Source organism: Janthinobacterium sp. BJB401 (genome assembly GCF_013372745.1).
Lineage (GTDB): Bacteria > Pseudomonadota > Gammaproteobacteria > Burkholderiales > Burkholderiaceae_D > Janthinobacterium > Janthinobacterium rivuli.
On sequence record NZ_JABXFH010000006.1, the window covers coordinates 142,572 to 165,849 of the forward strand.

Sequence of the window (23,278 nt, forward strand, 5' to 3'; positions counted from 1 at the left end):
CCGCCGCAAGCATAGGAAGTGCACCATGCGTATTTTACTTGCCGAAGATGACAGCGTGCTGGCCGATGGCCTGACCCGCTCGCTGCGCCAGTCCGGTTATGCGATCGACTACGTCAAGACGGGGCAAGAGGCCGATACGGCCCTGTCCACCCAGGAATTCGACCTGCTGATCCTCGACCTGGGCCTGCCCAAGATGTCCGGCCTGGAAGTGCTGCGCCGCCTGCGCGCGCGCGCCTCGCTGTTGCCCGTGCTGATCCTGACGGCCGCCGATTCCATCGAGCAACGCGTGAATGGCCTCGACCTCGGTGCCGATGATTATATGGCCAAGCCGTTCGCCCTGTCGGAACTGGAGGCAAGAGTGCGCGCCCTGACGCGCCGCGGCGCTGGCGGCGGCGCCACCATCATCAAGCACGGCCCCCTCAGCTACGACCAGGTGGGGCGCAGCGCCTACATCAACGACCAGATGCTCGACCTGTCGGCGCGCGAACTGGGCTTGCTGGAAATATTGCTGGGCCGCACCGGCCGCCTCGTCTCGAAAGAGCAGCTGGTCGACCACCTGTGCGAATGGGGCGAAGAAGTGTCGAACAACGCCATCGAAGTGTATGTGCACCGCCTGCGCAAGAAAATCGAGGTGGGCGGCGTGCGCATCGCCACCGTGCGCGGCCTCGGCTATTGCCTGGAAAAATACTCGGAAGCGGCGCGCCTGAACGCCGAAGCGGGCGAGGCGGCAAGCCCGGCCAGCGGACCCGCCAGCAAGTGAAGGCGCGCGAGGCGCCAGCGGACGAGCCGGAAGACGACGACTGGTTCGAGCCGCCCACCACGGAGCAGGATGACACCATCGAGCATTCGCTGTTCGGCGAAATCCTCGACTGGATGCTGGCGCCCTTGCTGCTGCTGTGGCCGATGAGCATCGCCATCACCTATCTGGTGGCCAAGGGCATCGCCAATCAGCCGTTCGACCATGCGCTGGAAGACAGCGTGACCGTGCTCACGCAACAGGTCAAGCAGGCCGACGGCGCCATGCTGCGCCGCGTGCCGGACAAGAACGAAAAGAGCAGCAATAATAATGGCCGCGACTTCCTGCGCGGCGACGATATCGACACCCTGTATTACCTGGTGGTGGGGCCGCGCGGCGAATACCTCGATGGCGACCGCGATTTGCCGCCGCCGCAGGACCCCGACAAATACCGCAGCGGCATGGTGCTGTTTCGCAACGACACCATCCATGGCACGCCCGTGCGCGTGGCGTTCAGCTATCTCGACATTCCCTCCAGCAACGACGACGAGCCCAGCCGCGCACTGGTGCAAGTGGCGGAAACCCTGGAAAAGCGCGCCCAGCTGGCCAATGAAATCATCAAGGGCGTGATCTTGCCGCAGTTCATCATCCTGCCCGTGATTTTGGCCCTGGTCTGGTTTGCCCTGGCGCGCGGCCTGTCGCCGCTGGCGCAATTGCAGGAGCGCATACGCGCCCGGCCGCCCGACGATTTATCACCAATCGAATCGGGCCAGGTGCCCGAGGAAATCACGCCGCTGGTCGGTTCCCTCAACGAAATGCTGGCGCGGCTGTCGCTGTCGATCGACATGCAGAAACGCTTCATCGCCGATGCCGCGCACCAGATGAAGACGCCGCTGGCCGGCATGCGCATGCAGTCCGAGCTGGCCCTGCGCCAGACCGACCACGACGAAATCCACCGCTCGCTGCTGCAACTGGCGAAAAGCTCGGAAGCGGCCACGCGCCTGGTCAACCAGCTGCTGGCCCTGGCGCGCGCGGAAAACCAGCCGCAGGCGGGCACGGCGTTCGAGCCGATCGAGCTGAGCGAACTGGCGCGCGGCGTGGTGCAGGACTGGGTGCAAGCCTCGTTTGCCCAGCATATCGACCTGGGCTTCGAGCAGCCCGCGTATTCGATCATGATTTCCGGCAATGCCATGATGCTACGCGAGCTGCTGAGCAACCTGATCGACAATGCCCTGCGCTACACGCCGTCGGGCGGCAGCGTCACGGTGCGCGTGCGCAGCACCCTGGAACTGGCCATCCTGGAAGTGGAAGATACGGGCCCCGGCATTGCGCCGGCCGAGCGGGCCCACGTGTTCGAACGCTTTTACCGCATTCTCGGCAGCAATGTCGACGGTAGCGGCCTGGGCCTGGCCATCGTGCGCGAAATTGCCCAGCAGCATGGCGCCGAAGTCGATATTTTTAACAATCCGCGCGCGCAGTCGCCGAAGCTGCCGGGCACCCTGCTGCGCCTGAGCATCGCCCTGCTGTTGCCGGACGCGCCAGAAGAGGATGACATCACGTATGGATAAGCCAAGCCCAAGCGCTCCCCCGGCGCGGCCGGCGCGCACGCCCAGCCCAGAGTTGCAGGCGCGCCGCGATGTGCACTGGCGCAAGACACGGCGCCTGACGGCCATCCTGCTGCTGGTCTGGCTGCTGACGGGCTTCCTGACCGTGTTTTATGCGCGCGAACTGTTGCATTTAAATCTGTTCGGCTGGCCGCTGCCCTTTTATATGGCGGCCCAGGGCGCCTCGCTGGTCTACCTGGCCATCATCGCCTTCTACGCCTGGCGCATGCGGCGCCTGGACCGGGCTTTTCATGCCGAGGAGCAAGCATGAGCGGCCAACCCACTTTCTTTGCGCGCCTGTGCCGCTACTACCTGCTGTTTACGGCCGGCTTCGCCGCCTTCCTGCTGGCTTTGTCCGTGCTGGAACAGGAAGGCATGCCGCGCGCGTGGATCGGCTACCTGTTCATGCTCGTCACCATCACCCTGTACGCCACCATCGGCGTCATCAGCCGCACCTCGAACGTCACCGAATACTATGTGGCGGGGCGCCGGGTGCCGGCCATGTTCAACGGCATGGCCACGGCCGCCGACTGGATTTCGGCGGCCAGCTTCATCAGCCTGGCCGGCGGCCTGTACCTGAACGGTTTCGACGGCCTGGCCTTCATCATGGGCTGGACGGGCGGCTATTGCCTCGTGGCGCTATTGATCGCCCCCTACCTGCGCAAGTTCAGCCAGTATACGATTCCCGATTTCCTCGCCGCCCGCTATGGCAGCGGCACCGACAAACGGGGCGCCAGCGTGCGCGTGGTGGCCGTGGCCGCCACCATCATCGTGTCGTTTACCTATGTGGTGGCGCAGATCTACGCCGTCGGCCTGATCGCCTCGCGCTTCACGGGCGTGGATTTTTCCGTCGGCATCTTCCTGGGCCTGGCCAGCATCCTCGTGTGCTCCTTTCTGGGCGGCATGCGCGCCATCACCTGGACCCAAGTGGCGCAATACATCATCATCCTCGTCGCCTTCCTGATTCCCGCCATATGGCTGTCGGTCAAGCATGCGGACAATCCCGTGCCGCAGATCGCCTACGGCAAGGTGTTGCCGCAACTGAGCGCGCGCGAACACGTGCTGGAAACGGATCCGAAAGAAAACGCCGTGCGCGCCATCTTCCACCAGCGCGCCATCAGCTACCAGGCGCGCATCGACGGCTTGCCCGCTTCCTGGGAACAGGGCCATCTGACGGCCCAGCGCCAGCTCGATAGTTTGCGCCAGCGCAATGCCTCACTGTTCGACATCCGCAACGCGGAACGCTATCTGATTGCCTATCCGAAGAGTCCGGACGAGGCACGCGTGCTGTGGCAGACGGCGCAGGCGCAGAACCAGAAACGCGCCGAGCCGATCATTCCGCATGCGCAACCGTTTCCCGCCGCCGACCGGGAGCAGTCTGACATCAAGCGCAACAATTTCCTGGCTCTCGTGTTCTGCATGATGCTGGGCACGGCCGCCCTGCCGCATATCCTCATGCGATCGTACACCACGCCCTCCGTGCACGAGACGCGCGTCTCCGTCTTCTGGACCCTGTTCTTCATCTTGTTGATCTACCTCACGATTCCCGCACTGGCCGTGCTGGTCAAGTACGATATTTACTCGGCTCTCGTGGGCACGCAATACGCGAACCTGCCCACCTGGGTGTCGTACTGGGCCAATGTGGACAAGCTCAGTCCCCTGATCAGCATCGTCGACGTCAACCGCGACGGCATCGTGCAACTGGCGGAAATTTCCATCGATGCCGACGTGCTGGTGCTGGCCACGCCCGAGATCGCCGGCCTGCCCTACGTGATCTCCGGCCTGGTGGCGGCCGGCGGCCTGGCCGCCGCCCTGTCGACGGCCGACGGCTTGCTGCTGGCCATCTCCAACGCCCTGTCGCACGACGTGTATTACAAGGTGGTCGACCCGACCGCCTCGACGCAAAAGCGCGTGACGATTTCAAAATTGCTGCTGCTGGCCGTGGCCTTCATCGCCGCCTATGCGGCCTCGCAAAAGCCGGCGGACATTTTGTCGCTGGTGGGCGTGGCCTTTTCCCTGGCCGCCTCGACCCTGTTCCCGCCGCTGGTGCTGGGCGTGTTCTGGCAACGCGCCAACTATCAGGGCGCGCTGGCCGGCATGCTGACGGGCTTTGGCGTGTGCCTGTATTACATGCTGCACACGAGCACCATGCTGGGCGGTAATGCCAGCGGTCAATGGTTCCATATCGCGCCTATTTCCGCCGGCATCTTCGGCGTGCCGGCCGGCCTGGCCGCCGCCGTGCTGGTCAGCTGGCTGACGCCGGCGCCGGGACGCCGCAGCACGGGGCTGGTCGAGCATATCCGGGCGCCGGAATAACAGCGCATCATGACCTGGGGTAAAAAGACAGCGCCGCGGCAAAAAAGGAGTAGGCTGGAGGGTCGTTCCATTTACGAGGAAATCCCATGCCGTCTGGAAAAATTCTTGTTGCCCAGGGAGGCGGCCCCACCGCCGTCATCAACCAGTCGCTGGTGGGCGTGGTGCTCGAATCGCGGCGCTTTCAGCATGTCACGCGCGTGTATGGCGCGCTGCATGGCGTGCGCGGCATCGTCAATGAAGAATTCGTCGATCTGACGCAGGAAACCAGCCACAACCTGGAACTGGTGGCCGCCACGCCGTCTTCGGCCCTCGGTTCCACGCGCGACAAGCCCGACATTGCCTACTGCCAGCAAATCTTCGAAGTGCTGCGCGCGCACGAGATCGAACACTTCTTTTACATCGGCGGCAATGACTCGTCCGACACCGTGCGCATCGTCAGCGAGGAAGCGCACAAGGCCGGCTATCCGCTACGCTGCATCCACATTCCGAAGACCATCGACAACGACCTGGTCGGCAGCGACCACACGCCCGGCTTTCCCTCGGCAGCGCGTTTCGTCGCACAAGCGTTCGCCGGCGCCAACCTGGACAACGCAGCCTTGCCCGGTGTGTACGTGGGCGTGGTGATGGGCCGCCACGCGGGCTTCTTGACGGCCGCCTCGGCCTTGGGCAAGAAGTTCCCCGACGATGGCCCGCACCTGATCTACCTGCCCGAGCGCGTCTTCGTGCTGGAGAACTTCCTTGCCGACGTGAAGGCGACCTATGAAAAATATGGCCGCTGCGTGATCGCCGTCTCGGAAGGCATCCACGACGCTTCGGGCGAACCGATCGCCAGCCTGCTGGCCAAACAGGTGGGCAATGAGGTCGAACGCGATGCGCACGGCAATGTGCAATTGTCCGGCACGGGCGCGCTGGCCGACCTGCTGTGCGACGAAATCAAGGCCAAACTGGGCATCAAGCGCGTGCGCGGCGATACCTTCGGCTATCTGCAGCGCTCCTTCATCGGCTGCGTCTCTGATGTCGATCAACGCGAAGCGCGCGAAGTGGGCGAGAAGGCGGTGCAGTTCGCCATGTGGGGCGACCGTGACGGCTCTGTTGCCATCAAGCGTACGGGCTTTTATTCCGTCGATTATGAATTGCTGCCGCTCACCGAGGTCGCGGGCAAGACCCGCACCATGGAAGACGAATTCATCAGCGCCAGCGGCACGGACGTCACCGATGCTTTCAGGTTATATCTGCGCCCGCTGCTGGGTTCGGGCATGCCCGATGCGTTCCGCCTGCGCGCCGCAAAAGTAGCGAAGGTCTTGAAACCTTAGCTGTTTTCCGCCAGCAATAGCGGCCGCAGCTTGACGGCCGCTTCTTTTAACTGCGGCACGTGTTGCAGCAGTTGCTCCACGGACTTGCGCGCCACAGGCGCGTGGCAGGCCACGGCCGCCACGATGCGCCCGTCGGCCGCGCAAATGGGTACGGCCACGGCCACCATGCCGTGCACAAATTCCTCGTCGTCGATGCCGATGCCCAGCCGGGCGATGCGCACGATCTCGCGCTCCAGCAGCACGGGGTCGGTAATGCTATTCGGCGTGCGCGCTTCCAGGCCCAGCATGGCCAGCAATTCGCGCCGCTCCAGCAGGGTCATGTGCGCCAGAAATAATTTTCCGCTCGCCGTGCAATGCATGGGCGCGCGCGTACCCAGCACCAGGTGCAGGCGCAGCGGTTCCTGCGTTTCCACCCGGTCCACGTAGACGATCGCATTGCCTTCGGGAATGGCCAGGTTGCACGTCTCGCCCGTGGCCGCCACCAGGCTGCCCAGGATGCTGCGGCTTACGCGGATCAGGGCATTGTTGCGCAGGGTGGCCAGCGCCAGGTTGGTAGATGCCGCGCCGGGCACATAGCCGCGTCCCACGGGCGTGCGCAGCACATAGCCATGCTGTTCCAGGGTATCGAGCAAGCGCATCATGCTGGCCTTGGGCACCTGCATGCGCGCGGCCAGCTGCGACAGAGTCAAGGGCTGGCTGGCGCTGGCCAGGTGCTCGATCAGGCGCAGCACGCGCAAGCCCCGCGCCTCGTCGCCATGACTGGCCGCCGTGCCAGCACCCGCTTGGTTGCCTTCTTCGGCCTCACCCGGCCGTTTTTGAAACGCATCATGCATGTTCTGTTTCACCTCTCGCGTATGCGGCTGTTTCCGCTTGTCCCTGTGCTGCACGTCTTTTACAAATGGAACCAGATGTTCCAAAAATAATCAATAAAGACCAGTGTATCGCAAAAAATGCCCGTCGAGGCAGCTAGATACCGCAACGCAGGAGACAAGAGCAATGTTGCAAACACACTATGATTACATCGTTGTCGGCGCCGGTTCCGCCGGCTGCGTGCTGGCCAACCGGCTGTCGCATGACAGCAACAACCAGGTATTGCTGCTGGAAGCGGGCGGCAAGGACAACAATCCGTGGATACACGTACCGGTCGGCTATTTCAAGACCATGCACGACCCCAGGCTGGACTGGTGCTACCGCACGGAAGCGGACGCCGGCATCGCCGGGCGCCAGCTGCAATGGCCACGCGGCAAGGTGCTGGGCGGCTCCAGCTCGCTCAACGGCTTGCTGTACGTACGTGGCCAGAAGGAAGATTACGACCGCTGGGCCGAGCTGGGCAATGCAGGCTGGAGCTATGCCGAAGTGCTGCCCTATTTCAAGAAATCGGAAGACCAGGAACGCGGTGCCAGCGATTACCACGGCGTCGGCGGTCCATTGAAAGTGTCGGACCTGCGCCTGCGCCGTCCCATCGCGGAACACTTTATTGCCGGCGCCACGGAAAGCGGCATCCCCTTCAATGCCGATTACAACGGCGCCACGCAGGAGGGTGTCGGCTACTTCCAGCAGACGGCCAGCAAGGGCTTGCGCTGGAGCACGGCGAAAGCCTTCCTGCGGCCGGCCCGCAAGCGCGTCAACCTGCGCGTGGAAGTGCGCGCGCAAATCACCCGCGTGCTATTCGAGGGCAAGCGCGCCGTCGGCATCGAATTCCGGCAGGATGGCCAGCTGCGCCAGGCGCGCGCCAGCGGTGAAGTGATTTTATGCGCGGGCGCCATCGGCTCGCCGCAAATCCTGCAATGCTCGGGCGTCGGACCGCGCGCCCTGCTCGATGAAGTAGGCGTGCCGCTGGTGCACGACTTGCCCGGCGTGGGACAGAACCTGCAAGACCATCTGCAAATCCGCCTCGTCTTCAAGACGCGATTGAAAACCCTGAACGATGAAGTCAACAGCCTGTGGGGCAAGCTGTGGGTGGGCATGCAATATGTGTTTTCCCGCTCGGGGCCACTCACCCTGGCGGCCAGCCAGGTGACGGTGTTTACCCGCTCCTCGCCCGAGGTGGAGCGGCCCGACATCCAGTTCCACATGCAGCCGCTGAGCGCCGACAAGCCGGGCGAAGGCGCGCATCCGTTTTCCGCGTTTACGTCGTCCGTGTGCCAGCTGCGCCCGCACAGCCGCGGCCACGTGTCGATCAAGTCCGCCGATCCGTTTGCGTATCCGGGCATCTACCCGAACTACCTGTCCGACCCGCGCGACCAGCAAACGGCGATCGCCGCCCTGCGCGTGGCGCGAAAAATCGCCGCCGCCCCGTCGCTGGCGCCGCACATCATTTCCGAGTTCGTGCCCGGCCCGCAGTTCGAAACGGACGAGGAACTGCTGGACGCGGCGCGGCGCTTCAGCCAGTCGATCTACCACCCCAGCGGCACCTGCAAGATGGGGCACGACGCCATGGCCGTCGTCGACGACCGCCTGCGCGTGCACGGCCTGCAGCACCTGCGCGTGGTCGACGCGTCGATCATGCCGGAAATCGTCTCGGGCAATACGAACGCGCCCACCATCATGATCGCCGAAAAAGCGGCCGACATGATCCTGGCCGACGCCGTGCGCCTGCCCAAGGCAGCCTGACTCGCCCCCATTTCGTTCTCAAAGGAGGATGCCAGCGGCGGGCAGACGGCCCCGCCTCCAATGACTCGGCGACAAGCCAAGCATCAGAAAAAAACACATAATCGATATCGATTGGAGACTAGATATTATGGATAACAATACGAACCATCCGAAAAAGGCCAAAGAGCTACGGAAAGTCGTGATGGCCAGCGTGATCGGCGCCACCATCGAGTGGTATGACTTCTTTTTATACGGCGTCGTGGCCGGCATCGTGTTCAGCAAGCTGTATTTCCCGGGCGGCGATCCGCTCGTCTCGACCATGCTGGCCTACGGCACCTTCGCCGTGGGCTTTCTGTCGCGCCCCATCGGCGGCGTGATCTTCGGCCACTTCGGCGACAAGATCGGCCGCAAGAGCATGCTGGTGATGACCCTGATGATCATGGGCGTCTCCACCTTCCTGATCGGCGTGCTGCCGACGTATGAGCACATCGGCTACTGGGCGCCGGGCCTGCTGCTGTTCCTGCGCGTGCTGCAAGGTATTGGCCTCGGTGGCGAATGGGGCGGCGCCGTGCTGATGGCGTATGAATATGCACCGCCGAAGGAGCGCGGTTTCTACGCCAGCCTGCCGCAGATTGGCCTGGCCATCGGCCTGTGCCTCGCTTCCGGCGTGGTAGCGATCCTGTCCTATAGCTTGAGCGATGCGCAGTTCCTGTCCTGGGGCTGGCGCGTCGCCTTCATCCTGTCGGCCGCCCTCGTCTTCATCGGCATGTGGATACGCTTGAATGTGATGGAAACGCCGGAATTCCAGGCCGTCAAGGAGAAGAACGCGGAGACGCAGATTCCGTTCTTCGACCTGCTGAAGCGCTATCCGGGCAACGTCTTGAAGGGCATGGGCGCGCGCTATATCGACGGCGTGTTCTTCAATATCTTCGGCGTGTTTTCCATCACCTATCTGACCAACACCATCAAGATCGACCGCACGGAAGCGCTGATGGGCGTGATGGCGTCGGCCGTCGTGATGTGCTTCTGCATCCCGTTCTTCGGCCGCCTGTCGGACCGCATCGGCCGCAGCAAGGTGTTTTTCTGGGGTTCGCTGATCACGGGCGTGTCGTCGATTCCCGCCTTCTGGATCATGCTCAACCACGCCGACAATCCGCTGCTGCTGTGGTGTTCCGTGATCATCCCGCTGGGCGTGCTGTATTCGGCCGTGTATGGCCCGGAAGCGGCCCTGTTCTGCGACCTGTTCGACGCCAAGGTGCGCTACACGGGCATCTCTTTCGTGTACCAGTTCTCCGGCATCTTCGCCAGCGGCCTGACGCCCATCATCGCCACCTACCTGCTCAAGACGGGCAATGGCGAGCCGTGGCACATCGTCGGCTACATCCTGTTCGCCTCCCTCGTCTCGGCCGTCAGCGTGGCCATGATCGGAAAGGGAGGCTCCCAGCCGGATGGACGCATGAAGACGGCGCACGCAAGGTAAGGCATCGGGATATAAAAAAAGGCAGGCCTCTCGCGAGTGCCTGCCTTTTCTATGCGTGCGACAACTTAGATCACGATGGTCTGGTGCTCGTCACCGTTACGGGCACGAATGGTGCCGATGCGCGAGACGGTTTCGCCGGCCGCTTGCAGCTGGGCGATGGCGGCGTCCGCGTTTTCCTGCGAGACGATGACGGTCATGCCGATGCCGCAGTTGAAGACGCGGTGCATTTCGGCGTCAGCCACGCCGCCGTGCTGTTGCAGCCACGTGAACAGCGGCGGCATGGTCCATGCCTTCGAGTCCAGTTCGGCCACCAGGCCAGGCTGCAGCACGCGCGGGATGTTTTCCACCAGGCCGCCACCGGTGATGTGCACCATGCCCTTGACTTCCATGCCATCCATCAGCGCCAGCAGCGGCTTGACGTAGATGCGCGTCGGCTGCATCAGCACGTCGGCCAGTTTACGGCCGTGGAAGTCGCCTTCCAGGTCAGGTTTCGCCACTTCGATGATCTTGCGCACCAGCGAGTAACCGTTCGAGTGCACGCCCGACGAGGCCAGGCCCAGCACCACGTCGCCCGGGGCGATCTTGGTGCCGTCGATGATTTTCGATTTTTCCACGGCGCCGACGGCAAAACCTGCCAGGTCGTATTCGCCGGCCGGGTACATGCTCGGCATTTCCGCCGTTTCGCCGCCGATCAGCGCGCAACCGGCTTGTTCGCAACCCTGGGCGATACCCTTGATGACGTCGGTGGCAATGGCCACGTCCAGCTTGCCGCAAGCGAAGTAATCGAGGAAGAACAGCGGTTCGGCGCCCTGCACCAGGATGTCGTTGACGCTCATGGCGACCAGGTCGATGCCGACCGTGTCATGGCGGTTCAGTTCGAACGCCAGGCGCAATTTGGTGCCGACGCCGTCGGTACCCGAGACCAGCACCGGTTCCTTGTACTTCTTGCTGATTTCAAACATGGCGCCAAAACCGCCCAGGCCGCCCATCACGCCTTCGCGCAGGGTGCGCTTGGCAAACGGCTTGATTGCTTCGACTAAAGCGTCGCCTGCGTCGATATCGACGCCAGCGTCACGGTAGGAAAGGGAAACATTAGAAGTCTGGTTCATGGTGTGGTGGCAGCGGAGGCGGTAAAATAGAAGGCGGATACCCGCCGGCACGCGCGCGCAAGCATGTTTTTCAACATCGTGCGGCAGGACGCCAGCGGGTGAATTCGGTCGATCAAGTCGCTATTTTATCAAACTGCCCCGCCATTTCGTAATTAACTGCCTTTTTTTAACGCAACAGTACAAACTACATGCCATTCGCCATCACCGCCGAACAGAAGCAAACAGCATTTTGGATCGCGGTCTGGCTGGCATTTTTGCTGCTGCTCGTCAGCCTCGGCCCCATCCTGACGCCCTTCCTGGCCGCCGCCATCCTCGCCTACGTGCTCAATCCCGGCGTGGACCGCTTGCAGCGCCTGCATTACAAGCGTTTTTACGTGCCCCGTCCGCTCGCCGTGCTGGTCGTCGTAGTGTTGTTTTTCCTCGCCATTACGGCGCTCGTGCTGATCGTCGTGCCCGTGTTGCAGAAGGAAATCCCCTTGCTGCAGGCGCAAATCCCCCAATTTCTCAGCAAGGCCAACGAGTTCCTGGCGCCGAAACTGCGCGACCTCGGCATCCGCGTTCGCCTCGATGGCACGGGCATCAAACGCATGCTGAGCCAGCAGATGGCCACCAGCGGCGATGAAATCTGGAGCACGGTACTCGCCTCGGCCCGTATCGGCGGCACGGCCGTGCTGGGCTGGCTGGCCACCGTGGTGCTCATTCCCGTCGTGTTGTTTTATTTGTTGCTGGACTGGCATCCGATGCTGGCGCGCATCGCCGGCGCCGTACCGCGCCGCTGGGTCGGCCGCACGGTGGGCATGGCGCAGGAAGTCGACACCCTGCTGGCGCAATACCTGCGCGGCCAGTTGCTCGTCATGCTGGTGCTGGCCACGTATTACTCGGTGGCGCTGGCCATCGCCGGTTTTGAAGTGGCATTGCCTGTGGGCATCATCACGGGCTTGCTGGTGTTCATCCCCTACCTGGGCTTCGGCCTGGGCCTGATGCTGGCGCTGATCGCCGCCCTGCTGCAGTTTGCCGACTGGAGCGGCGTCATCGCCGTGGCCGTCATCTACGGCTGCGGCCAGGTCATCGAAGGCTTTTTCCTCACGCCGCGCCTGGTGGGCGAGCGCATCGGTTTAAATCCGCTGGCCGTGATCTTCGCCTTATTGGCTTTCGGACAATTGTTCGGTTTCGTCGGCGTTTTGCTTGCTTTACCCGCTTCTGCCGTGCTGATGGTCGCTTTTAAGCATCTAAGACGCCACTACCTGTCCAGCACCTTCTATAATGCATGACAAGGTGACTGACATAAGCTACTGCGCGTCGCACTTTGCGGCCGGCGATGCTCACCGTACTACAGTACGGTTGCGCTTCTCGGCCACAAATCGCTGCCGCTCGCTACGCTTCTGTCAGGCACCCGACACAAAAAATGTTAAACTAACAACAGCGACGACGACGCATACGCAGTAATGAAAAACAGGACAAGGCGTACGCCATGAAACAACTGGTGCTCGATTTAGGCACAGACCAGGCGCACAGCCTCGATACCTTCGAGGTGGGACAGAATGCCGAAGTGGCGCAGCTGATGCGCCAGTTCGCCGCGCGCACGTCGCGCGAACATTTTGCCTACCTGTGGGGCGAACTGGCCGCCGGCAAGAGCCACCTGCTCAAGGCCCTGGCCAGCACCGAGCGCGCGCGCTACATTTCGCCATTCTCGATCGAGTCCGAATTCGTGTATTCGCCCGACGTCGACCTGTACCTGCTCGACGACTGCGAAAAACTGTCGCCGCTGGCGCAGATCGACGCCTTTGCCCTGTTCAATGAAATCCGCGCCAACAAGGCCTATATGGTGTGCAGCGGCGCCGTGCCACCGGCCGTGCTGCCCGTGCGCGAAGACTTGCGCACGCGCATGGGTTGGGGCCTGATCTACCAGATCCACGGCTTGACCGACGATGAAAAAATCGCCGCCCTGACCCAGGCGGCCACCACCCGCGGCTTGACCTTGTCGCCCGGCGTGTTACCCTATCTGCTGTCCCATTTCCGGCGCGACATGCGTTCGCTGTCGACGATGCTGGACTCTCTCGACCTCTACTCCCTTGAAACCCAACGCCCGATCACCTTGCCATTGTTGCGCGAGTTGCTGCAGGCGGAAGCGAAAGAATGATGAATCTGGCCCTGTTTGACCTCGACCACACCCTGCTGCCCATCGACTCGGATCACGAGTGGGGCGAATTCCTGGTACGCATCGGTGCCGTGGACGCCGCCGAATTCACCCGCCGCAACGACGAATTTTTCGCGCAATACCAGGCCGGCACGCTCGATCCGGTGGAATACCTGGAATTTTCCCTCGGCACCCTGGCGCAATTCCCGCGCGAACGCCTGGAAGCGCTGCACCGGCAATTCATGGCCGAAGTGGTCATGCCGGCCATCCGTCCGGAAGTCGTGGCCCTGCTGAAGCAGCACCAGGACGCGGGCGACCTGCTGGCGATCGTCACGGCGACCAACCATTTCATCACCAAACCCATCGCCGATGCGCTGGGCGTCGAGCACTTGCTGGCCGCCATGCCCGAGTATGACGACGCAGGCAATGTCACGGGCAAGCTGGTCGGCACGCCGACTCTGGGCGCGGGCAAGCTGACCCACACCCACGCCTGGCTGGAAAAGATGGGCAAGGAACTGGGGCAGTTCGAGCGCAGCTATTTTTACAGCGATTCGCACAACGACATTCCCCTGCTGTCGGTCGTGACCCACCCGGTCGCGACCAACCCCAACACCGCTTTGAGCGCACACGCATCCCTCCACGGCTGGCCATCACTTCACTTATTCAATGATTAAAAAATTCATCCGCAAGATCCTCGGCGTTAAAAAAGAGGCAGCGCGCGACACCACGGCACCCATCGTGCTCGGTCCTGCGCAACACGGAATCGACCCGAAACTGGTGTCGTCGAATGCCATCCGCGTCACCAGCAGCCTGCAGGAAGCGGGCTTCGAGGCCTTTGTCGTCGGCGGCGCCGTGCGCGACCTGCTGCTGGGCGTGAAACCGAAAGACTTCGACATCGCCACCAACGCCACGCCGGAACAGGTCAAGCGGTTGTTCCGCCGCGCCTTCATCATCGGCAAGCGCTTTCAGATCGTGCACGTGATGTTCGGCCAGGATTTGCTGGAAGTGACGACCTTCCGCGGCGCCGGCGCCGACTCCGCGCCGAAGGATGAACATGGCCGCGTCCTGCGCGACAACACCTTCGGCTTGCAGCACGAAGACGCGCTGCGCCGCGACTTCACCATCAACGCCATGTACTACAACCCGGCCACGCAGGAAGTGCTCGATTACCACGGCGGCGTGGAAGACATCCGCGCCCAGACCCTGCGCATGATCGGCAAACCGGAAGAACGCTACCGCGAAGACCCCGTGCGCATGCTGCGCGTCGTGCGCTTCGCCGCCAAGCTGAAATTCACCATCGAGCCGCACACGGCCGCGCCGATCCCCATCATGGCGCCGCTGATCAACAACGTGCCGGCGCCGCGCGTGTTCGATGAAATGCTGAAACTGCTGATGAGCGGCCACGCGCTGGCTTGCCTGCAGCAGCTGCGCAAGGAAGGCTTGCATCACGGCCTGCTGCCGCTGCTCGACGTGGTGCTGGAGCAGCCGCTGGGCGCGAAATTCGTCACCCTGGCGCTGGACGCCACGGACCAGCGCATCGCCGCCGGCAAGACCGTCTCGCCGGGCTTTTTGTTTGCCTCGCTGCTGTGGCATCAGGTGCTGGAAAAATGGACGGCCTACCGCGCCGCCGGCGAGTCGACCATTCCCGCGCTGCACCTGGCGGCCGACGACGTGCTCGATTCGCAAACGGAAAAACTGGCCTTGCAGCGCAAGATCGGTTCCGACATGCGCGACATCTGGTCGATGCAGCCGCGCTTCGAGCGCCGGGTCGGCAAGGCGCCGTACAAACTGCTCGAACACCTGCGCTTCCGCGCCGGCTACGACTTCCTGCTGCTGCGCTGCGCCTCGGGCGAGATCGACATGGACATCGGCGAATGGTGGACGGCCTTTTATGAAGGCGACGAGGAAACGCGCGAAGCGCTGCTCGTCAGCGCCAATGCCGCACCGGGCGCCGTCAAGAAAAAGCGTCCGCCACGCCGCAGCACGCGCAGCAAGACCAGCACGGGCGGCGGTTCGACCACCGGCAGCAACAGCGGCGAATAATGGTAGTCATTGCTTACATCGGTATCGGCGCCAACCTGGGCGACGCGCGCGCGAATGTGCAGGATGCGCTTGCGCGCCTGGCGCGCTTGCCCGGCGCCAGCTTGCTGGACGCCTCGGCCAGCTACCGCACGGCGCCCATCGATTCGAGCGGTGACGACTACATCAACGCCGTGGCGCGCATCAGCACCACCCTGCCGGCAGAGGAACTGCTGCTGGCCTTGCACGCCATCGAGGCGGCGCACGGGCGCGAACGGCCCTACCGCAACGCCCCGCGCACCCTGGATCTGGACTTGCTGCTGTACGGCGATGAGCAGATCGCCAGCGCCACCCTGACGGTGCCCCATCCGCGCCTCACCGAGCGCGCCTTCGTGCTGGTGCCGCTGCTGGCACTGGCGCCCGCCATCATCGTGCCCGGACTCGGGCCGGCGCAGGACTACCTGGCCACGGTGGCCGGCCAGGCCATCAGCCAGCTCTGAACCGCTGCGCCGGACATACACTACAATGCCGTCCCTGCAGCACGCCGCATAAAGTACTACACTAGCGGCGTCGCAATCGCATCACCCCCTTTCACTCTAGAGAATACCTATGTCCGCTTATTTGCAAGGAACAGATCTGGCCGCAAAAGACAAGGCCGCCACACCGGCGCCGGCGCCATCCAAGCCTGTCGCCAACAAGGCCGTGACCATCCACACGCTGGCTACGCTGCGCGCCGCCGGCGAAAAGATCACCATGCTGACCTGCTATGACGCCAGCTTCGCGTCCCTGATGGACCGCTGCGGCGTGGAGATCCTGCTGATCGGCGATTCGCTCGGCATGGTCTGCAATGGCCATAGCTCCACTTTGCCCGTCACCGTGGCCGAACTGGCTTACCACACGGCTTCCGTGGCACGCGGCAGCAAGTCGGCCATGATCGTTGCCGACCTGCCGTTTGGCGCGTACGGCACGCCCGAGACAGCCTATGCCAACGCCGTCATCCTGATGCAGGCCGGCGCGCACATGATCAAGATCGAAGGCGGCGCCTGGCTGGCCGAGACCGTGCGTTTCCTCTCCGAGCGCGGCATTCCCATCTGCGCCCACATCGGCCTGACGCCGCAATTCGTGCACCAGCTGGGCGGCTATAAAGTCCAGGGCAAGAGCACGGAAAGCGCGGCGGAACTGAAGAACGACGCGCTGGTGCTGCAAAACGCAGGCGCCGCCATCGTGCTGATGGAAGCCATGCCGACGCAACTGGGCAAGGAAGTGACCGACATGCTGACGATTCCGACCATCGGCATCGGCGCAGGTCCCGACTGCTCGGGCCAGGTGCTCGTCATGCACGACATGCTGGGCGTCTTCCCAGGCCGCAAGGCGCGCTTCGTGCGCAACTTCATGGAAGGCGCGGCCAGCATCGACGACGCCGTCACCGGCTACGTCAAAGCCGTCAAGGATGGCAGCTTCCCGGCGCTGGAACACTGCTTCTGATCCAAGTAACCCCCATAAATTATTGTGATTTCTGACTTCCATAACCGGCACTCTGCGGCGTTGCCCACCGCTCGCAGTGCTCGCACTGCGTCGCGGCGGACGCCTTGCATAGCATCCGGCTATGTTCGTCATAATTTCACAATAATTTCCTGAGGATTACTTAGCCTATTGAGGCGATATCGCTCCGGTACTTGCCGGGGCGATTTTTTTTTCGCGTAGCGTTTCTGTCCGTACAAACGCCACCTCCAGTCCAAAAAACTGCCCTATCCGGTTCAGTGACTGGATGGTCGGATTGCCCTTGCCGTTCTCGATTTCCTTGATGGTTTTCAGGCTGACTCCTCGGTGTTCCGCAAATTGCGCCTGCGTCATGCGCGAGATGGCGCGCATCTCCTTCACCGCATGCTGGAGCGTGACTTCACCGCGCGCGATGGCGTCGTAGAGCACCGCCCTGCGCTGCCTGAGCTGTTCCTTGTCGATATGGGTGCGCGCCATCTCAGTGCTCCCCCAGCGCGCTCAATTGTTCGATCTGCGTGGCGATGTGAGGCCTGAGAAAGGCGACGATATCATCATCCACGCCTGCCTGCAGCATGCGCCGCTCCAGCTCGACGAGTCGTTGGCCGAAGCGGTAAAGTTCAACCTGAATGTGATTGCGCTCCACGTCGGCAATATCCATGGCGGCCAGAATGGCAGGCCATGCATGCAGCTCTTTTTTGCTGACCGGATGGTACCAGCGCGCTGCCCGTGCAATGCCTGCCGGGTCCAGATACATGGGCGCAAAATCGAACAACGGCGTGAGACGCACGTTGGCACCGATCTTTTGAACGGCGGTATTGCGTGCGTGGTTGTCGGTATTGCGCATGGCCAGGTTCAATATGTCGCGCTTGAGGAATTCAACGGTCTCGGTGGTCTTGTCGCTGACGACGGCGCGCAATGCCTGCAACAGCTCGAACTGGCTGGGCGAAGCTTCAAATCCAACGATGCCGGCTAACGAAGCCGCACTTTCCTGATGCAGGCGAAGTACCTTGCCATCCCGGACTATCCGGTCAAAGCGTGGAATGAACAGGGTATCTTCCTGGTAGCGAAGCTCGCCAGCCGTGCGCAAGCCCATCGCGCTCGCCACGCGCATGTAGGCCGCTTCATTTCTCAGCACCTTGTCATCGCTCGGGGTCTTGCCCCGCGCCCGCTTGACGATAAAATGCGCTGCCGCGCGCTCGTCGGCCAATGCGCCATCCGCATGCCACATTCCGTCATGGTCCGTCGTCAGCAAATATTTCGGCGCCGCGCCCTGGACACCGAGGCTACCTGCTGCCAGCATGCTGTGTACCAGCATGCGTTCGTGAAATGCCTCGCCGCGGCCAATGATGTCTTCCAATGACAACCCGTACATGGGTGTGTCGGTCTCGTGGCGGGCAAGATGCTGTTCATAGTATTGCACTGCCTCGGCAACGCGGACACACCCGATGGGATTGAAGGCACCGGCGCACATCAACGGAAAATCGGCGGCAGGACCATCCGCCAGTTGCAGCTGCCCCAGCAGATACGCCCGCCCGCTCCCCTGGGGGATCAGGTCAAACACAAAGGCTGGCCATTGCGCCAACCTCTGCATATCTGCCGTGACGGGAAAGCGCAGCGATACGGGTTCGACTTTTTTCTCGAAGGCATAATCGAGGTCGTACTCAAACAGCGTGGCAGTACGGGGGTTGCCGCCGGCGGGTTCGAGCAGGGTAAGCAATGCACAATCTTTCCATACTTCCTCATGAAAGATTTGAAAATGACACTCCATACCGCCCCCAAATAGTCCCTATAACGCCTAATTTAGCATATTTTTGCCAATAATTAGATCTTATAGGAGCTAATTATCGCGATAATCGACGCACACTACCCCACCTGTATCCAAGTCGTCTTCAGCTCCGTGTACTTGTCCAGCGCATGCAATGACTTGTCACGCCCGTTGCCCGACTGCTTGTAGCCGCCGAACGGCACGGTGATGTCGTCGCCGTCGTACTGGTTGACGTGCACGGTGCCCGCGCGCAGGGCGCGCGCAGTCTGGATGGCCTTGGTGATGTCGGACGTCCACACGGCCGCCTGCAAGCCGTACGGCGTGGCGTTGGCCTGCTGTACCGCCTCGGCGATATCCGTAAAACCCAGCACCGACAACACGGGCCCGAAAATCTCTTCGCGCGCGATCGTCATGCCCGCATCCACGCCAAAGATGGTCGGCTGCACATAGTAGCCACCCGTCTCCGCGCGCACGGCCTCGCCGCCACCGAGCAGTTGCGCGCCTTCGCTCTTGCCGGCCGCGATGTAGCCCATCACCGTTTGCATCTGGGTGGCGTCGACGATGGCGCCCATGACGGTGGCTTCGTCGAGCGGGTCGCCCGGCTGGAAGCGGGGCAGCATGGCCAGCGCCTTGGCGATAAATTCATCCTTGATCGATTCTTCCACGAACAGCCGCGAAGGCGCGTTGCAGCTTTCGCCCTGGTTGAAAAAGATAGAGCCGACGGCGGCCGCCACGGCCTTGTCCAGGTCCGGACAATCGGCGCAAACGATGTTGGCGGACTTGCCGCCCAATTCCGTCCACGCCAGTTTCAGGTTCGACTGGCCCGCCATTTGCACGATCAATTTGCCCGTGCGTGTGGAACCCGTAAAGCCGATGCAATCGACATCCATGTGCAGCGCCAGCGCGGCGCCGGCCTCGTTGCCGTAACCGGGCAGCACGTTGAAGACGCCCGCCGGCACGCCCGCTTCCAGCGCGATGTCGGCCAGGCGCAAGGCCGTCAGCGGCGATTTTTCGGATGGTTTCAATATCACGCTGTTGCCGGCCGCGAGGGCGGGCGCGATCTTCCAGGCGGCCATGATCATCGGGTAATTCCACGGCACGATGGCGGCGACGACGCCCACCGGTTCGCGCGTGATCAGGGCCAGGCTGTTGGCGGGTGTCGGTGCGATTTCATCGTAGACCTTGTCGATCGCCTCGCCATACCAGCGCAGGCAGTTGGCCGTGGAGCCCACGTCCACGTTCTGGCTGTATTTGATCGGCTTGCCCATGTCCAGGGTTTCCAGCAGGGCCAGCTCGGGACCGTATTTCTGCACCAGGTCGGCGAACTTGATCAATATCCGCTTGCGCTGCGCGGGCGACTTGCCTGCCCAGCGGCGGTCGTCAAAAGCGGCGCGGGCGGCCTGCACGGCCGCATCCACGTCGGCAGTGTCGCAGCGGGCCACCTGCCCCAGCAAGCGCCCGTCGATGGGCGACAGCTTATCGAAAGTCTGGCCGGATATGGAACCTGTCCGCTTGCCATTGATAACTGCGCGTCCATCGATCGTCAGCGCTGCGGCCCGTGCATGCCAGCTGGTGTTTTCCGTCATGGTCGTCTCCTGCAAGGTGAAAACGCCAGCTTACTCTAGTCTTCCAAATAGGCCGCAGACAGTTGCTTGCGGCGTCTGCGGTCCGCGCGCGCCAGCATCACGGCATACGCGATGACGGCGATGGTCACGACGAGGATCGTCAGCGCAGCGATGGCGTTCACGCGCGGATCGAGCCCCAGGCGCGCGCGCGAGAAGATCACCAGCGGCATCGTCGTCGAACCGGGGCCGGACAGGAAAGCCGACAGCACCACGTCGTCCAGCGACAGGGTAAACGTCAGCAGCCAGGCGGACGCCAGCGCCTGCGTGATGTTCGGCAGGGTCACGAGGAAGAACACCTGGTGCGCGCGGCAGCCCAGGTCCATGGCCGCTTCGGCCAGCGATTTACTCATCTCCTGCAGGCGCGACTGCACCACCACGGCCGCATACGCCATGCCCAGCAGGGTATGGCCGAGCCAGATGGTCAGCACGCCCCGCTCGGGAAAACCGAAGACCTTTTGCATGGACACCAGCATCAGCAGCAAGGACAGGCCGATGATCACTTCCGGCATCACCAAAGGCGCGCTGACCATGGCGGAAAACACGGTGCGGCCACGGAAGCGCTGGTAGCTGGTGAGGGCAAAAGCGGCAAAGGTGCCGAGGATGACGGAGGATGTCGCCGACATGAAGGCGATCTTCAGCGACAGGCCGAAGCCCGAAATGATCTCCGTATCGCTCATCAACTCGCTGTACCAGCGTAGCGAAAAACCGCTCCACACCATGTCCTGGCGCGAGCTGTTGAACGAGAAGACGATCAGCACGATGATGGGCAGGTACAGGAACAGATAGCCGAGCGAAAGCCAGCCGCGGCCGAACCAGCGCTGCAGGAAAGTACGTCCGTTCATGTGCGCTCCTCCGCGTCCTGGTCGGTCTTGTATTTGTTAAAAATGGCCATCGGCACGAGGATCAGCAAGACCACCAGCACCGTCACCGACGACGCCATGGCCCAATCGTTATTGGTGAAGTATTCATCCCACAGCACCCGGCCGATCATCAGGGTTTCCGGGCCGCCCAGCAGTTCGGGAATCACGTATTCGCCCACGGACGGGATGAACACCAGCATGGCGCCGGCGATGATGCCCGATTTCGACAGCGGCACCGTGATGCGCCAGAACGCCTGCAACGGCGTGGCGCCCAGGTCGGCCGCCGCTTCCAGGAAACGCATGTCCATTTTCACCAGGTTCGCATATAGGGGCAAAATCATGAACGGCAGGTAGGCGTACACCATGCCGACCACCAGCGAGAACGAAGTGTTCATCATGTGCAGCGGTTCGCTCACGACGCCCAGCGCGATCAACAGGTCGTTGAGCAAGCCGTGGTTGGCCAGGATGCCCTTCCACGCATACACGCGCAGCAGGAACGAGGTCCAGAACGGCAGCATCACCAGCATCATCAGCACGGGACGAATGGACGGCCTGGCGCGCGCCATGAAGTAGGCGAACGGATAGCCGATGAAGAGGCAGATGGCCGTGGTGATGGCCGCGTATTTCAATGAACTGAGATAGGTGAGCAGATACAGTTCATCGGCGGCGATGAACAGGTAGTTGGCGATTTTGACCTTCAGCACGACGATGCCGTCGACATACGACAGCAAGCCGCCGAACGGGCTGCCCGCCGTGTCCATGTCGGACAGGCTGATACGCAGCACGATCAGAAACGGTACCAAAAAGGCGGCCGTGAGGAACAGCGACGGCACGGCGATGACGGCGTTGCGGCCAGTGAGCCAGCGTAAGGTCACCAGGTTGCGCAGCATTTGCAGAATGGACGTCATGGTGGCCTCAGCTGGTCAGCACGACGATGTCGGCGCCATCCCACCACACCCACACGCGCTGCTCGCGTTCGAGGCGCGCGGCGTCGTGGCGGGCCGCGTTGGTGCGCGAGACTTTCACCACCGTGCCGCTGTCGAGGCGCACGTGGTAGCTGGTTTCATTGCCAAAATACGCCATGGCGACGATCACGCCCTGGGCGCAGTTGTAGCCGTGTTCCTTTGGTGACGCGCGCTCTTCCAGGGTGGGTGGCGCGATCTGGATGCCGATTTTTTCGGGGCGCACGGCCACCGAGACATCCATGCCCAGATTGCCCGTGATGCCATGCGAAACATAGTGCTCGCCATCGAGCGTGGTGATCACCACGTGATCCGGTTCGTCCTGCGTGATGCGGCCGTCGAACAGGTTGACGCTGCCGATGAAGTCGGCGACGAAGCGGCAGTTCGGCGTTTCATAGATTTCACCCGGTGCGCCCACTTGCAGGATGCGCCCTTCGCTCATGACGGCGATACGCGTAGCCATGCTCATGGCTTCATCCTGGTCGTGCGTGACCATCACGCAGGTGACACCCACCTGCTCGATGATATTCACCAGTTCCATCTGCGTGCGCTCGCGCAGTTTTTTATCCAGCGCGCCGAGCGGCTCGTCGAGCAGCAGCAATTGCGGCCGCTTGGCCAGGCTGCGCGCCAGCGCCACGCGCTGCTGCTGCCCGCCAGACAGCTGATGCGGCTTGCGTTTCGCGTATTGGCCCAGCTGCACCAGCGCCAGCATCTGCTCGACCCGCGCCGCCACTTCCGCTTTCGGCAAGCCGTCGCGGCGCAGGCCGAAGGCGATGTTGTCCCACACGGACAGATGCGGGAACAGCGCGTACGACTGGAACATCATGTTGATGGGGCGCTGGTGCGGCGGCACATCGACAATGCTGTTGCCAGCCAGGGCGATCCTGCCCGACGTCGGCGTCTCGAAGCCCGCGAGCATGCGCAGCAGGGTCGACTTGCCGCAACCTGAACTGCCGAGCAGGGCGAAGATCTCGCCCTTGTTGATCGTCACGGAAATATCATTGACGGCGCGCACGCCATCGAATTCCTTGACCAATTGATCAATCAGCAAGAAAGGCGCTGGGGCGTCGCTGGCCGACGCGGCGGGTGTTGCTATCGTCATGTGGGTGCTTTGGGTAAGTGGGTGTCAAAATGAAAAACTGGCCGCTACAAAGAGCGGCCAGGATGGAAGTTTAGCGGAACTGTCGCTTATCTGGTCTAAAAATTGTACAGATGTCGATAAAAACCCAACAGCAGAGACTGGGGTCGTACCCTCAGGGT

At 62.5% G+C, this 23,278-nt stretch carries 21 protein-coding genes; 13 read left to right on the forward strand and 8 right to left on the reverse strand.

The features are described from left to right. The first annotated feature begins 25 nt into the window (after positions 1-25). The 5 genes from HWE17_RS06665 to HWE17_RS06685 all read left to right on the forward strand — a co-directional run bounded on the left by HWE17_RS06665 (position 26) and on the right by HWE17_RS06685 (position 5,969). Positions 26-760 (forward strand): response regulator transcription factor, encoded by a 735-nt coding sequence (locus tag HWE17_RS06665; protein ID WP_099401744.1) that lies wholly within the window; start codon positions 26-28, stop codon positions 758-760. Continuing rightward, positions 757-2,304, forward strand: coding sequence for a sensor histidine kinase N-terminal domain-containing protein (locus HWE17_RS06670; protein WP_369681710.1), 1,548 nt, complete (start codon positions 757-759; stop codon positions 2,302-2,304). The genes HWE17_RS06665 and HWE17_RS06670 overlap by 4 nt, the downstream gene beginning before the upstream one ends. Beyond that, entirely contained in the window at positions 2,297-2,611 is a 315-nt protein-coding gene (locus HWE17_RS06675) for a DUF4212 domain-containing protein (protein ID WP_176388223.1), read from the forward strand. Before HWE17_RS06670 ends, HWE17_RS06675 begins: the two co-directional genes overlap by 8 nt. Continuing rightward, a complete protein-coding gene (locus tag HWE17_RS06680; protein ID WP_176388224.1) occupies positions 2,608-4,656 on the forward strand; it encodes a sodium:solute symporter family protein in 2,049 nt (682 codons plus the stop codon). Before HWE17_RS06675 ends, HWE17_RS06680 begins: the two co-directional genes overlap by 4 nt. An 86-nt stretch (positions 4,657-4,742) precedes the next feature. Further along, entirely contained in the window at positions 4,743-5,969 is a 1,227-nt protein-coding gene (locus tag HWE17_RS06685; RefSeq protein ID WP_099376367.1) for a 6-phosphofructokinase, read from the forward strand. On the opposite strand, the gene HWE17_RS06690 is transcribed toward HWE17_RS06685, so the two are convergent. Further along, complete coding sequence (locus HWE17_RS06690) at positions 5,966-6,802, reverse strand: IclR family transcriptional regulator (RefSeq protein ID WP_176388225.1); 837 nt, start codon at positions 6,800-6,802, stop codon at positions 5,966-5,968. The genes HWE17_RS06685 and HWE17_RS06690 overlap by 4 nt on opposite strands. Before the next feature lie 163 nt (positions 6,803-6,965). Between HWE17_RS06690 and HWE17_RS06695 the strand changes: the two genes are divergently transcribed. Together HWE17_RS06695 and HWE17_RS06700 are read left to right on the forward strand one after the other, a co-directional pair. Next, the gene (locus HWE17_RS06695; protein WP_176388226.1) at positions 6,966-8,582 is read left to right on the forward strand and encodes a GMC family oxidoreductase; all 1,617 of its coding nucleotides are present in this window, start codon (positions 6,966-6,968) and stop codon (positions 8,580-8,582) included. A gap of 127 nt (positions 8,583-8,709) precedes the next feature. Then, positions 8,710-10,041 (forward strand): MFS transporter, encoded by a 1,332-nt coding sequence (locus HWE17_RS06700; protein ID WP_176388227.1) that lies wholly within the window; start codon positions 8,710-8,712, stop codon positions 10,039-10,041. A gap of 65 nt (positions 10,042-10,106) precedes the next feature. Here HWE17_RS06700 and purM read toward each other — a convergent pair whose 3' ends face one another. Then, positions 10,107-11,150: a phosphoribosylformylglycinamidine cyclo-ligase gene (gene purM, locus HWE17_RS06705; protein WP_176388228.1), complete on the reverse strand. Its 1,044-nt coding sequence runs from the start codon at positions 11,148-11,150 to the stop codon at positions 10,107-10,109. Positions 11,151-11,338: 188 nt separating this feature from the next. Between purM and HWE17_RS06710 the strand changes: the two genes are divergently transcribed. The 6 genes from HWE17_RS06710 to panB all read left to right on the forward strand — a co-directional run bounded on the left by HWE17_RS06710 (position 11,339) and on the right by panB (position 16,791). After that, positions 11,339-12,421: an AI-2E family transporter gene (locus HWE17_RS06710; protein ID WP_035822543.1), complete on the forward strand. Its 1,083-nt coding sequence runs from the start codon at positions 11,339-11,341 to the stop codon at positions 12,419-12,421. Positions 12,422-12,621: 200 nt separating this feature from the next. After that, entirely contained in the window at positions 12,622-13,290 is a 669-nt protein-coding gene (hda, locus tag HWE17_RS06715; protein ID WP_034788687.1) for a DnaA regulatory inactivator Hda, read from the forward strand. Continuing rightward, positions 13,290-13,961, forward strand: a complete 672-nt coding sequence (locus HWE17_RS06720; RefSeq protein ID WP_035828308.1) for an HAD family phosphatase — start codon at positions 13,290-13,292, stop codon at positions 13,959-13,961. The genes hda and HWE17_RS06720 overlap by 1 nt, the downstream gene beginning before the upstream one ends. Continuing rightward, the gene (gene pcnB, locus HWE17_RS06725; RefSeq protein WP_035822545.1) at positions 13,954-15,330 is read left to right on the forward strand and encodes a polynucleotide adenylyltransferase PcnB; all 1,377 of its coding nucleotides are present in this window, start codon (positions 13,954-13,956) and stop codon (positions 15,328-15,330) included. Before HWE17_RS06720 ends, pcnB begins: the two co-directional genes overlap by 8 nt. Next, positions 15,330-15,806: a 2-amino-4-hydroxy-6-hydroxymethyldihydropteridine diphosphokinase gene (gene folK / locus HWE17_RS06730; RefSeq protein WP_035822547.1), complete on the forward strand. Its 477-nt coding sequence runs from the start codon at positions 15,330-15,332 to the stop codon at positions 15,804-15,806. Before pcnB ends, folK begins: the two co-directional genes overlap by 1 nt. A 109-nt stretch (positions 15,807-15,915) precedes the next feature. Continuing rightward, on the forward strand, positions 15,916-16,791 hold the full coding sequence (gene panB / locus HWE17_RS06735; protein WP_176388229.1) for a 3-methyl-2-oxobutanoate hydroxymethyltransferase: 876 nt from the start codon (positions 15,916-15,918) through the stop codon (positions 16,789-16,791). Between the two features lie 165 nt (positions 16,792-16,956). Here panB and HWE17_RS06740 read toward each other — a convergent pair whose 3' ends face one another. The 6 genes from HWE17_RS06740 to HWE17_RS06765 all read right to left on the reverse strand — a co-directional run bounded on the left by HWE17_RS06740 (position 16,957) and on the right by HWE17_RS06765 (position 23,120). Next, on the reverse strand, positions 16,957-17,283 hold the full coding sequence (locus HWE17_RS06740) for a helix-turn-helix transcriptional regulator (RefSeq protein ID WP_035822549.1): 327 nt from the start codon (positions 17,281-17,283) through the stop codon (positions 16,957-16,959). 1 nt (position 17,284) lies between these two features. Then, positions 17,285-18,523: a type II toxin-antitoxin system HipA family toxin gene (locus tag HWE17_RS06745; protein ID WP_255206139.1), complete on the reverse strand. Its 1,239-nt coding sequence runs from the start codon at positions 18,521-18,523 to the stop codon at positions 17,285-17,287. Between the two features lie 146 nt (positions 18,524-18,669). Next, positions 18,670-20,157: an aldehyde dehydrogenase gene (locus HWE17_RS06750; protein ID WP_176388231.1), complete on the reverse strand. Its 1,488-nt coding sequence runs from the start codon at positions 20,155-20,157 to the stop codon at positions 18,670-18,672. A 35-nt stretch (positions 20,158-20,192) separates the two neighbouring features. Then, positions 20,193-21,038, reverse strand: coding sequence for an ABC transporter permease (locus HWE17_RS06755; RefSeq protein ID WP_102294967.1), 846 nt, complete (start codon positions 21,036-21,038; stop codon positions 20,193-20,195). Then, on the reverse strand, positions 21,035-21,964 hold the full coding sequence (locus HWE17_RS06760) for an ABC transporter permease subunit (protein ID WP_176388232.1): 930 nt from the start codon (positions 21,962-21,964) through the stop codon (positions 21,035-21,037). The genes HWE17_RS06755 and HWE17_RS06760 overlap by 4 nt, the downstream gene beginning before the upstream one ends. A gap of 7 nt (positions 21,965-21,971) precedes the next feature. Continuing rightward, on the reverse strand, positions 21,972-23,120 hold the full coding sequence (locus HWE17_RS06765) for an ABC transporter ATP-binding protein (protein WP_176388233.1): 1,149 nt from the start codon (positions 23,118-23,120) through the stop codon (positions 21,972-21,974). Between the last annotated feature and the right edge of the window lie 158 nt (positions 23,121-23,278).

What these genes read in the sequence shown, in the direction of transcription:
- HWE17_RS06665 (WP_099401744.1), top strand. Translation starts at nt 26, where the DNA reads ATGCGTATTTTACTTGCCGAAGATGACAGCGTGCTGGCCGATGGCCTG.
- HWE17_RS06675 (WP_176388223.1), top strand. Translation starts at nt 2,297, where the DNA reads ATGGATAAGCCAAGCCCAAGCGCTCCCCCGGCGCGGCCGGCGCGCACG.
- HWE17_RS06680 (WP_176388224.1), top strand. Translation starts at nt 2,608, where the DNA reads ATGAGCGGCCAACCCACTTTCTTTGCGCGCCTGTGCCGCTACTACCTG.
- HWE17_RS06685 (WP_099376367.1), top strand. Translation starts at nt 4,743, where the DNA reads ATGCCGTCTGGAAAAATTCTTGTTGCCCAGGGAGGCGGCCCCACCGCC.
- HWE17_RS06690 (WP_176388225.1), bottom strand. Translation starts at nt 6,802, where the DNA reads ATGCATGATGCGTTTCAAAAACGGCCGGGTGAGGCCGAAGAAGGCAAC.
- HWE17_RS06695 (WP_176388226.1), top strand. Translation starts at nt 6,966, where the DNA reads ATGTTGCAAACACACTATGATTACATCGTTGTCGGCGCCGGTTCCGCC.
- HWE17_RS06700 (WP_176388227.1), top strand. Translation starts at nt 8,710, where the DNA reads ATGGATAACAATACGAACCATCCGAAAAAGGCCAAAGAGCTACGGAAA.
- purM (WP_176388228.1), bottom strand. Translation starts at nt 11,150, where the DNA reads ATGAACCAGACTTCTAATGTTTCCCTTTCCTACCGTGACGCTGGCGTC.
- HWE17_RS06710 (WP_035822543.1), top strand. Translation starts at nt 11,339, where the DNA reads ATGCCATTCGCCATCACCGCCGAACAGAAGCAAACAGCATTTTGGATC.
- hda (WP_034788687.1), top strand. Translation starts at nt 12,622, where the DNA reads ATGAAACAACTGGTGCTCGATTTAGGCACAGACCAGGCGCACAGCCTC.
- HWE17_RS06720 (WP_035828308.1), top strand. Translation starts at nt 13,290, where the DNA reads ATGAATCTGGCCCTGTTTGACCTCGACCACACCCTGCTGCCCATCGAC.
- pcnB (WP_035822545.1), top strand. Translation starts at nt 13,954, where the DNA reads ATGATTAAAAAATTCATCCGCAAGATCCTCGGCGTTAAAAAAGAGGCA.
- folK (WP_035822547.1), top strand. Translation starts at nt 15,330, where the DNA reads ATGGTAGTCATTGCTTACATCGGTATCGGCGCCAACCTGGGCGACGCG.
- panB (WP_176388229.1), top strand. Translation starts at nt 15,916, where the DNA reads ATGTCCGCTTATTTGCAAGGAACAGATCTGGCCGCAAAAGACAAGGCC.
- HWE17_RS06740 (WP_035822549.1), bottom strand. Translation starts at nt 17,283, where the DNA reads ATGGCGCGCACCCATATCGACAAGGAACAGCTCAGGCAGCGCAGGGCG.
- HWE17_RS06750 (WP_176388231.1), bottom strand. Translation starts at nt 20,157, where the DNA reads ATGACGGAAAACACCAGCTGGCATGCACGGGCCGCAGCGCTGACGATC.
- HWE17_RS06755 (WP_102294967.1), bottom strand. Translation starts at nt 21,038, where the DNA reads ATGAACGGACGTACTTTCCTGCAGCGCTGGTTCGGCCGCGGCTGGCTT.
- HWE17_RS06760 (WP_176388232.1), bottom strand. Translation starts at nt 21,964, where the DNA reads ATGACGTCCATTCTGCAAATGCTGCGCAACCTGGTGACCTTACGCTGG.
- HWE17_RS06765 (WP_176388233.1), bottom strand. Translation starts at nt 23,120, where the DNA reads ATGACGATAGCAACACCCGCCGCGTCGGCCAGCGACGCCCCAGCGCCT.